We start from the raw sequence: 9,274 nt of genomic DNA, 5'->3' as shown, positions 1-9,274 counted from the left end.
CCACGGTCACCTCAACCCGCACCTGCCCGTCCTGGCCGAGCTCGTCGAACGCGGACACCGTGTCAGCGTGTCCGTGCCCGAGTCGTTCGTCGACATCGCCGCGTCGTCCGGCGCGACACCGTTGGTCGTCGCTTCCGAACTGCCCGACGAGACCCGCGGCAAACGGTGGCCTGACGGCGGTGTCGAGGCAATGGAACTGTTCCTCGACGAAGGCCGCACCGTCCTGCCCCAACTGGAATCCGCGCTCGACTCCGACCGACCGGACGCGGTGCTCTACGACATCGGCGGTTACGCGGGCCGGGCGTTGGCCCACCGCTGGCAATTACCGTTGCTGCAACTGTCGCCGTCCATGGTGGCCTGGGAAGGCTACGAAGAGGATATGGCCGAGGCGCGGGCGTTCCTCGACACCCCGAGGGGAAGGCCTACCACGCCCGGTCGAGCGGTGGCTCGAGGAACTCGGCATCGACTCCGACGTCGACACGTTCACCGGACGCCCACCACGCTGCGCCGTGCTGATCCCGAAGGCCATGCAATCCAACGCCGACCGCCTGGCCGAACTGGGCGTGGGCGTGTACCTGCCCGCAGAGGACGTCACGCCCGAGTCGCTGAGGCAAGCCGTGCTGTCGGTCGCCGGGCACCGGACGTGGCCGCCGCGCTCGCCCACCACAGTGCCGAGTTGCGGGCGGCGGGTGGTGCGGCCGCGGCGGCCGACATCGTGGAACGCATGCTCTGATCCATCTTTTTTGAAATCCGCCGGGCGGTGAAGCGTCACAGCAGTCCGCGCTTCGCCGCCTGGACCCCGGCTTGGAACCGGGTCGTGGCTCCCAGCCGGTCGAGCAACGAAGCGATGCGTCGCACCACGGTGCGGCGCGACATGTCCAACCTGCGGGCGATGGCGTCGTCGGTGGCGCCCGCGGCCATCAACGTGAGAATGGTGCGGTCCTGATCGGGCAACACACGTTCGCCCCCGACGTCCGTGACAGGCACACCCAGTGTCCACAATGTCTCGAAAACACCGATGAAGGCCTGCAACAGCCCTGACGGATGTACCAGCAGGGCCTCGTCCAGGCCCGCCCGGTCGGGATCCGGGACCAGCAAACCCAGATCCGTGTCACCGATGGTGAGCTTCACCGGCAGGTCCGACAGCACACGCACGCGTTCACCGTGTTCGGCCAGGCGCGTCATGGCGGCGAACAACTCCTGATCGTCGTACACCGCCTGGCTGTACACGGTGCGGTAGCGGACACCGTCGGCCATCCGGCGCATCTGCGTGTCCTCCTGTGCCCGGAAGTGGTGTGGCTTGCTGTAGTACGGAGGACGATCGAGCCAACGCACCTGTTCACGGGCCCGTTCCTGCAGACGTGTGGTGAGCCCGATGAGTGTCGCCGGATGCTCGACCGGTTCGACGTAGCGGTAAGGGCCGGAGGTGGTCTTCGCCCGGTGGTAGAGCCGGTCGAGTTCCGCGCCCGCCTGCCACAGCCGCGCCCGACGGTTCTCCTCCTTGGCCAAGGCCAACGCCATGACCCGGTCCGGCGGCGCAGCCTCCCAGCGAACCGGATCCCCACAGAACCGGTGCACGAGGCCGAGTTCGGCGAGCGAGCACAGCACAGCGTCGACGGTCGTCGCCGGAAGACCGATGTACCGGGCGAGCGCCCGATGATCCGACCGGCCCCGAAGCGTCAGGGCGCGATATACCCTGCCTTGATCACTGTCAGGCACGAGAACGTCGAGCACTGAACCCTTCCGGCGTTTCGCTGAACACACTGTGGGCGCGAAAAGCCTAGGGCGTGTGAAAACACCGGGTCAACAGACGATAGTCGGTAAAACCGCGATCATGGCCACACGAAGATGGCGCAGTTGAGCGATGTCCCATGTGCGCCAGTCGGATCGCTGGTCCGAACCTTTTCCCCTTGGCACTATCGGATCTCCACTCGTCGACGTTACCGATCGTTTTCCCATTACCAGGGGAGTAGGAATGCGACATCGAAAACTGGCGGCCGGCGCGGCCGCGTTCACGGTCCTGCTCGCTGTGCCGTTGGTCGGCCCGGTGTCGGCCGCGGCCACCACCGAAGCGCCGCCCGTCTCCGCATCCCATGTGCACGCCGCGGGCGAGGTCATCCTCGACATCGACTACCAGGTGCAGGAAACCGGCTACTGGTGTGGACCCGCCGCCACCCGCATCGCCCTGTCCGCTCGCGGTATCTACCGCAGCCAGGCCGACCTGGCCGCCGAGCTCGGCACACACGTCGGCGGCACCGACTGGATCGGCCAGGTCACCGGCGTGCTCAACGGCTACGTCGGCTGGTACGAGACCAAGGAAATGCCGAACGACCCGCCCACGCAGGCGCAGAAAGACCTGCTGTGGCGCGACATCGTGCTCAACATCAACAACAATTACCCGATCGTCGCGAACATCGTGGCGCCCCCGGGCAACCAGCCGCCCGGTTACCCGCCGGACCAGACCATCTACCACTACTTCACGGTCATCGGCTACAACGACATCGACCGCACCGTGCTGATCGCCGACCCCGCGTCGTTCGGCGGCAACCAGATCTACTGGCTCACCTTCGACCACCTGGCTTCTCTCATTCCACCGAAGGGGTACAGCGCCTGACGACGCGGAGGACGGAATGCGCATCTTCACGAAAGGACGGGCGGCGCTGCTCGCGACCGTCGCCGCCACGACTCTCGCCGGTGTCCCCGTCGCCCAGGCGGCAGCCGAACCCGCCGTCACCGGCGCGTGCCCCGAAACGGCTGCGTTCGAAGTGGACGGTTACGGCCACGGCGAGGAACTGACCAACTGGAAGAACACGGAGTTCAACGCCAACCCACCCGCGGGGTGGGAGATCGTCGAGGTCCCCTACAACGACGGCGTGTTCCCGGGAATCGACGAGAACCCGCTGGACGCTGCCGTCGCAGACGGCATGGCCAACCTCGACGCGGCGGTGCGTGACTTCCACACCCGTTGTGCCGACACGCGATTGGTGCTCACCGGGTACTCCGAGGGCGCTGTCGTGGCCGGCAACGTGCTCGAAGGACTGGCGCGGAGCGACGACATTCCGCACGAGCTGATCAACGGGGTGTTGTACGGCAACCCGCGCAGGGCGTTCGGCGACGGAGGTGCGGGCGGTGTCGCGGGCGGTATCGAGACGAATCTGCCGACGATCCTGCTGGGGGTCACCATGCAGGGCCCGCACGACTTCGGTGACCTCTCCGTCGCCGACATCTGCAACGAGAACGACGGCATCTGCAACTCCACCAACATGATCACCAACCTGGCGGCGTTCGCCAACGGTCTCGTCGGCTACGCCAGCGGCGACCACGGCTACCTCCTGGACCCCGCGGCCGATCTCGGCCAGGGCCGGGTACTGCACCGGCAGCCGCAGCGCGTGCCGTACGGTGCACCGCTGCCGATCCCGGTGGGCACACCGTGGCAGATCCAGCAGCTGCTCGGTGACGCCCCGGGTGCTCTGGACGCGGTGCGCACGGCCCGCGACCAGCTCACCGGGATCGTGGGGCAGGAGACCCTCGACCGTCTGGCCGAGACCTCGCCCTGGTACAAATTGATCCAGTCCGCTTAGGACCCCAGCACGCAGGCCGCTCCCGGATTTCCTCCGCGAGCGGCCTGTTCACGTGCGGGGCAGTGAGCGATGCACGAATCGGCGGACCAGCTCGTCGAGGTCGACGTCGTGCAGCACGTCGGGCAGGGTCAGGTGTTCGAGGAGCAGCCCCGTCATCGCGTAGTACAGCAGCACGGCGGTGAGGTCGTCGCCCGGTAGATCGCCCTCGCGGCGGCCCCGGACGGTGGCGTCGAGGTTGTCACGCAGCGTCTTGGTGAGTATGACCTCCAGTTCGGGGCGGCGAGTGGCTTCCAGGCGTAGTTCCACGAGCGCGAGCCAGCCCGCGCGGTCGTCGGAGATGCGCTGCAGTAGCAGGTTCATGAGCTGGGCCAACCGTGCTTCCGGGTCGGTCTCGGCGCTGTCGGCGTCCTCGGCGGCCACCCGTAGGTGGATGCGTTCCGCGGCCTGGCGTAGCAGGTCGTCGCGGTTGGCGAAGTAGTTGGACGCGGTGCCCCTCGGTACGCCCGCCTCGGTGTCCACCGCTTTGAAGGTGAGTCCTCGCGTGCCTTCTCTGGCCAGGACGTCGATCGCGGCGTCGATGAGGGCGATGCGCCGCTGCGGATTGGTGACCATTCGACCTCCAGGGCCGCATATCGATTGACAACCACTACGAACATAGTACTACAGTTAAAGTACTTGGTTCGTAGTGGTTAAAGGAGGTGCGGATGCGGAAACTGACCTACCTCGTCGCCTCGACCATCGACGGTTTCATCACCGGCCCGGACAACGGCAACCCGGACTTCTTCCTGTTGGAGGGCGACCACGCGCAACCGTTGTGCGAGAAGTATCCCGACATGTACCCCACGCACGCACGGCGAATACTCGGGATGGAGAACACACCAACCGGCACTTCGACACCGTGCTGCAAGGCCGGGGCAGCTACGAGATCGACGAACTCGTCGTCAAACTACACCCGGTGGTGGTCGGCGACGGGATTCCGTTGTTCCACGGCGCGGAATTTGCGCCCGAGCAGTACGACCTCGCCCATTCGCAGGCGTACGACAGCGGCGTCGTCGTGCTCACCTACCGCAAACGCGTGGCCTGATCCCTCACACGCCCGTGGCGCCGTCGAGGCGTTCGCGGATCAGGTCGGCGTGCCCGCAGTGGCGCGCGTATTCGGCGATCATGTGCTGGTAGATCCAGCGCAGCGACACCACATCACCCGGCACGAACGGGTACGGCACTGTGTCGTCGAGCGAGTGTTGCGCGCAGTTCTTCCGCGCCACGGCCACTTCGGTCTCCCACCTCGCGCGCGCGTCGGCGAACGAGGTGTCCTCGGACAAGGCGAAACCCTCGTCGTGGCCGTCACCGGAACGCCCGTAGATCGACGGAACGTCCTTGCCCAGCAGTATCCGCTGAAACCACGCTCGCTCCACCTCCGCCAGATGTTGTACGAGCCCTTGCAACGTCAACGGGGACGGCGGCACCGACGCCGTGCGCAGCTGTTCGTCCTCGAGGCCTTCGGCCTTGAGGACCAGCGTGGTGCGATAGAAGTCGAGCCAGCTCTCCAGCATGGTGCGTTCGTCGGCGGTGTGGGGCGGCCTGCGTCGCTCGGTGGTCATGGCGGCGATGCTGCCATGAGGGGCGGACATTTCCGGGGTCACGCCGAGGGGTGCGCCTGCAACAACCGCGGTGAAGCGTTGAAACCGTGCCGACAGTACGCCGAGATGGCACGGAAGCTGGAATGCACGGTCACCCGTTCCACCCCGAGCTCACCGGCCAGAGCCAGAACGGCGTCGATGAGCCGACCGCCGAACCCCGAGGCACGTTCACCGGGCACCACGTAGACGCATTGCACATCCCCGGACCTCCGTGTCGGCGACTGTGGTGTGGGCACACGCTGCACCAGAGCCAACCACGCCATGCCGATCACGACGTCGCCGCGCACGAGCACCAGACACCGGTGCGTGGGCGCGTTCTCCCGCGCCCACGCGACGAAGTGCTCCACGAACTCCTCGTGTGAGACGGCGGGAGAGTCCCCGTTCTCCAACAACCATTCCCACCGCAACGCGGCGACGGCGGGAAGATCCGCCGACACGGCGGGACGGATGATGACGTCGTCCATTCAACGGATTGTCGCAGAAAGACACAGAAATTCCCGACACACGACGTCCTTGCCCGGCCCGCGCGTGTGCCGACTCCGACACCCACCGCTACAGCGACGCGAGGACCTCCCGGACAGCCGTGATGACGTTCTGCTGCAACTCCACGGGAAGTGACGGATACATCGGCAACGAGAAGATCTCGCCGGACAGTCGCTCGGTGACCGGCAGCGAACCCCTCTCGTAGCCCAGGTGCGCGAAACCGCTCATGGTGTGCACAGGCCACGGATAACTGATGTTGAGGCAGATGTCGTAGCGCTGTTTGAGCGCGGCGATGATGTCGTCTCGGCGCGGATGCCGCACCACGTACAGGTAGTAGACGTGCTCGTTACCCTCGGTCGTCCTCGGCAGGAGAAGGTCGGTGCCACCCAAGCCTTCCTCGTAGCGTTTCGCGACAGCACGCCGTCCCGCCACGTAGCTGTCGAGTCTGCGCAGCTTGCGGCGCAGAATCTCCGCGTGCACCTCGTCGAGCCTGCTGTTGTGACCCGGGGTCCGCACGACATGGTTGGCCTGCTCCATGCCGTAGTAACGCAGGCTCCGCAGACTCGCCTCGATCTCGGCCGACGAGGTGAGGACCGCGCCACCGTCACCGTAGGCGCCGAGGACCTTGGTGGGATAGAAGGAGAACGCGGCCACATCACCCAACGAACCCGCGATGCGACCGTGGTGCCGCGCCCCGTGTGCCTGCGCGCAGTCCTCCAGAAGTACGAGGCCGTACTGCGTGGCCAGCCGGTGTAGCGGCTCCATGTCGACACACTGTCCGTAGAGGTGCACGGGCAACAGACATTTCGTCCGCTCGGTGATCGCGGTCTCGACCAAGCTGGTGTCCATGAGGAAGTCCTCCTCACGGATGTCCACGAACACCGGCGTGGCACCGACGGCGTCGATCGCGACCACGGTGGGCGCGGCGGTGTTCGACACCGTGATCACCTCGTCGCCGGGACCGACGCCGAGCGCCCGCAACGCCAACACAAGGGCATTGGTGCCGTTGTCGACACCGACACAATGGTCGACGCCGTGATAGGCCGCGTACTCCTCCTCGAAGTGCCGGACACTCGCGCCCAGCACCAGCTGCCCCGACTCGAAAACCGTCTCGACAGCATCGAGGATGTCCGCGCGCTCGTGCTGATATTCAGGAAGATAATCCCACACGTAAGTGGTCACGGCTCGCCCCACCCGCCTCGGAAAGATCAACAAACGAGCTCAGAACAGCACGCGCGCCCCATTGTTGGCAACCCCGTCCACCGGTTCGTCGCCGCACCGTTGCAGAACACGCTGCCATCGCGGCGCGGCGGGGCGGCGTGGCCGGGTGAGCGGCGGCTGGTCCTGTGAGGACGGGTCACTGTGGACCGGATGTCCCGTTGAGTTCGGAGCAACCGATCCAGGCTGGAAGAGTGCCTGCCGCAAGGACAGAACAACCTCGTCGGCTCCACGCAAGCGTCGAATGCGACCTCGCCCCCGCCGATGCCTAGTTCCCGCAATACAGGTGACGGCTCCTCACCGGGGTCGAGCGCTTACCGCGGTCTTCGCGTTCGCACGAACCAACGCGTTGCCTCGACGGGCTCAGGGCACCCTACGGCGAACGGGCCGAGGCGGATACAAGTCGGACGCACCATGGCGACACCGATCGGTGCGGCTTTCCTGAGCGGAGCCGGTCAGCGACGTACTCTGGGGCAGGACTGTTCGTTTTCTCGCAGGGGTTTCCCGTGACATACCGAGGAAACCCACCGCCTGTCGAGGAGGAGTTACCGTGGCCGAGAACTGGCACATCGGCAACGCCGTCGACGACGGCGCGGACACGCGGGGCTGGTTCGTCGGCCACTTCACCGACCCCTCGAAAGGTGTCCGATCCAGCACGGATGTCGAAGTCAAATGGGCCAACCACCCCAAGGGTGACAAACGCCCCGAATGGACCTCGGGCGACCAGCGCGCCACGCTCGTGCTGCTCATCAGCGGCCGCTTCCGGGTCGACTCCACCGAAGGCGCGGCCACCCTCACGAAGCAAGGCGACTACGTGATGTGGGGGCCGGGCATCGATCACTCGTGGGAAGCGCTCGAAGCATCGACCGTGCTCGCTGTGCGTTGGCCGTCCTCGCCCGTGTGAACGAAAGGCCTTTGGTGTTGGGACGGTAGTCGGCTCCGAGACCGTCATGCGGATGAGGGTGGAAAAGCCGTAATCCGCTGATGCATGGTTGGGCGTGGGCGCGAGTGGTGCCGTGCGAAGGGCATTTGCCCCGGCCTGGGCGACCCGGAGAGGATTCGAGCCTATGACACCCCGTTTTAGGGGCCGTTACACGCCTGAAGTCGGGTGTAGCCGGGCGCAGTGTGACGGTTATTGCCCAGGTAAAAGGGGCCTGAGAAGCTGAGGGAGTATCGCGGAGTTCCAGCTGATCGCCGCTGATCCACATCTTCTCCATATAGGTCCGATAGGCATGTTCAGCTCGATCGTGGGAAATCAGCTTGTTCGTGCCTGGCTCAGTGCCTTTCGTGCTCACGGTGTGGCCGTATGCGATTGCGACTCGCGGGGTAGGACACCGTAGTGGATTGCCAGGTCTGAGAACGCATCTCCGAGCCGACGAGGCGCACGGTCTACGAGGCGTCGCCTCGTCGCTGTCCCCAGTGGCTGGTACCTCACCCAGTCCGGCGCCAGGTCCCGAGCTGCCTTCAGGTACGCCAGTGCGTCACGGTCCTGCCGCGCCTGAGCGGAGGCCGCAGCAAGTCGTAGCCGGTGCCCCGCTTCCCAGAAGGCCGGCACATCGCCGGTGGGCGCGGGTGCTGTTTTGGCTTGCTGGAGGGCCAGCTCTGCCTCTCCTGCTCGCGCCGTGTGGTCGATGCGCTGTAGGGCGGCAACGCGCGGGCCGAAGATGGCTGCTTCGGTGGCGTGGTCGGTGCGCGCACGTGTCGCTGCGGCTTGCGCTTCGGCGAGTAGGTCGTCCGCGCGAGCCACATTGCCTGTGGAGAGCGCCGCGGTGGCGGCGTTGAAGAGGAGATTGCCGAAAACACCTGCTCGTTGTGGGTCCTGGTCGAGCATGTTCGGTTGGATCCGCTCTGCTGCGGCGACGGCTATGCGTTCAGCTTCGGCAAACCGTTGTTGTCGGACGAGTGTCCACGCCAGGTAACGCATTGAGATCGCGATCTCTACGTCTGGCGCGTCGGCCTCCCGAGCGGCGTGTAATGCTCGCTCGGCCGAGGTCCATGCAAGGTCATCAAGCCCCATGCGACTGGCAAGACCAGCACCTAGCCGATATGCCGTGGACAACACTCGATGCGCCCCGGCTTCCTCGTCAGGACCGGAAGCTCGGGCAAGTCGTCGTGCGTCAATCAGAACGGACGGCAGAGCGTCTGATTGGCTTGTTTCCGCGGACCGGCCATGTAGTTGTCCTGGGCGCCCCCGGGAGGATTCGAACCTCCGACACCCGCTTTAGGAGAGCGGTGCTCTATCCCCTGAGCTACGGGGGCCGGTGAGTCGTCTGGGTTCCGCGACTCTGCGCACAGCTTAGCGCGTCGCCTGTCCACCTTGTGAGCGGGACCTTGACTGGAGGCGGGTAGCTC

9 protein-coding genes, 1 tRNA gene and 2 pseudogenes are annotated in these 9,274 nt (G+C 65.9%); 5 read left to right on the top strand and 7 right to left on the bottom strand.

The window, feature by feature from the left end:
• A pseudogene (locus M7H19_RS13630) lies at window positions 1-733 on the top strand (hypothetical protein); the annotation flags it as partial.
• A 35-nt stretch (window positions 734-768) separates the two neighbouring features.
• Here the strand turns inward: M7H19_RS13630 and M7H19_RS13625 are convergent.
• Complete coding sequence (locus M7H19_RS13625) at window positions 769-1,719, bottom strand: helix-turn-helix domain-containing protein (RefSeq protein ID WP_298181263.1); 951 nt, start codon at window positions 1,717-1,719, stop codon at window positions 769-771.
• Between the two features lie 256 nt (window positions 1,720-1,975).
• Here M7H19_RS13625 and M7H19_RS13620 point away from each other — a divergent pair, with 256 nt between their 5' ends.
• Window positions 1,976-2,614 carry a C39 family peptidase gene (locus M7H19_RS13620; RefSeq protein ID WP_298181262.1) on the top strand — a complete coding sequence of 213 codons (639 nt, stop codon included), beginning with the start codon at window positions 1,976-1,978 and terminating at the stop codon, window positions 2,612-2,614.
• Window positions 2,615-2,630: 16 nt separating this feature from the next.
• On the top strand, window positions 2,631-3,581 hold the full coding sequence (locus tag M7H19_RS13615) for a PE-PPE domain-containing protein (RefSeq protein ID WP_298181259.1): 951 nt from the start codon (window positions 2,631-2,633) through the stop codon (window positions 3,579-3,581).
• Between the two features lie 48 nt (window positions 3,582-3,629).
• Here M7H19_RS13615 and M7H19_RS13610 read toward each other — a convergent pair whose 3' ends face one another.
• The gene (locus M7H19_RS13610) at window positions 3,630-4,193 is read right to left on the bottom strand and encodes a TetR/AcrR family transcriptional regulator (protein WP_298181257.1); all 564 of its coding nucleotides are present in this window, start codon (window positions 4,191-4,193) and stop codon (window positions 3,630-3,632) included.
• A gap of 92 nt (window positions 4,194-4,285) precedes the next feature.
• Between M7H19_RS13610 and M7H19_RS13605 the strand changes: the two are divergent.
• Window positions 4,286-4,665: pseudogene (locus M7H19_RS13605) on the top strand (hypothetical protein).
• A gap of 4 nt (window positions 4,666-4,669) precedes the next feature.
• Here M7H19_RS13605 and M7H19_RS13600 read toward each other — a convergent pair.
• The 3 genes from M7H19_RS13600 to M7H19_RS13590 form a co-directional block, all read right to left on the bottom strand.
• Window positions 4,670-5,182, bottom strand: coding sequence for a DinB family protein (locus M7H19_RS13600; protein WP_298181255.1), 513 nt, complete (start codon window positions 5,180-5,182; stop codon window positions 4,670-4,672).
• A gap of 38 nt (window positions 5,183-5,220) precedes the next feature.
• Window positions 5,221-5,685 carry a GNAT family N-acetyltransferase gene (locus tag M7H19_RS13595; protein ID WP_298181253.1) on the bottom strand — a complete coding sequence of 155 codons (465 nt, stop codon included), beginning with the start codon at window positions 5,683-5,685 and terminating at the stop codon, window positions 5,221-5,223.
• Window positions 5,686-5,773: 88 nt separating this feature from the next.
• A complete protein-coding gene (locus M7H19_RS13590; protein ID WP_298181252.1) occupies window positions 5,774-6,886 on the bottom strand; it encodes a DegT/DnrJ/EryC1/StrS family aminotransferase in 1,113 nt (370 codons plus the stop codon).
• A gap of 586 nt (window positions 6,887-7,472) precedes the next feature.
• Here M7H19_RS13590 and M7H19_RS13585 point away from each other — a divergent pair.
• A complete protein-coding gene (locus M7H19_RS13585) occupies window positions 7,473-7,826 on the top strand; it encodes a signal peptidase I (protein ID WP_298181251.1) in 354 nt (117 codons plus the stop codon).
• A gap of 387 nt (window positions 7,827-8,213) precedes the next feature.
• On the opposite strand, the gene M7H19_RS13580 is transcribed toward M7H19_RS13585, so the two are convergent.
• Window positions 8,214-8,753: a hypothetical protein gene (locus tag M7H19_RS13580; RefSeq protein ID WP_298181249.1), complete on the bottom strand. Its 540-nt coding sequence runs from the start codon at window positions 8,751-8,753 to the stop codon at window positions 8,214-8,216.
• Between the two features lie 355 nt (window positions 8,754-9,108).
• Window positions 9,109-9,181: transfer RNA gene (locus M7H19_RS13575), tRNA-Arg, on the bottom strand.
• Window positions 9,182-9,274 lie beyond the last annotated feature (93 nt).

The organism is Saccharomonospora sp. (genome assembly GCF_027317685.1).
In the GTDB taxonomy this organism is placed as follows: Bacteria; Actinomycetota; Actinomycetes; order Mycobacteriales; family Pseudonocardiaceae; genus Saccharomonospora.
The sequence above is the reverse complement of the archived record's forward strand: the minus strand, read 5'-3'. Positions and strand labels throughout refer to the sequence as shown.

Bases quoted from the DNA above. Each gene is read 5' to 3' on its own strand.
- M7H19_RS13615 (WP_298181259.1), top strand. From the start codon at position 2,631: ATGCGCATCTTCACGAAAGGACGGGCGGCGCTGCTCGCGACCGTCGCC.
- M7H19_RS13600 (WP_298181255.1), bottom strand. From the start codon at position 5,182: ATGACCACCGAGCGACGCAGGCCGCCCCACACCGCCGACGAACGCACC.
- M7H19_RS13610 (WP_298181257.1), bottom strand. From the start codon at position 4,193: ATGGTCACCAATCCGCAGCGGCGCATCGCCCTCATCGACGCCGCGATC.
- M7H19_RS13620 (WP_298181262.1), top strand. From the start codon at position 1,976: ATGCGACATCGAAAACTGGCGGCCGGCGCGGCCGCGTTCACGGTCCTG.
- M7H19_RS13595 (WP_298181253.1), bottom strand. From the start codon at position 5,685: ATGGACGACGTCATCATCCGTCCCGCCGTGTCGGCGGATCTTCCCGCC.
- M7H19_RS13580 (WP_298181249.1), bottom strand. From the start codon at position 8,753: ATGCTCGACCAGGACCCACAACGAGCAGGTGTTTTCGGCAATCTCCTC.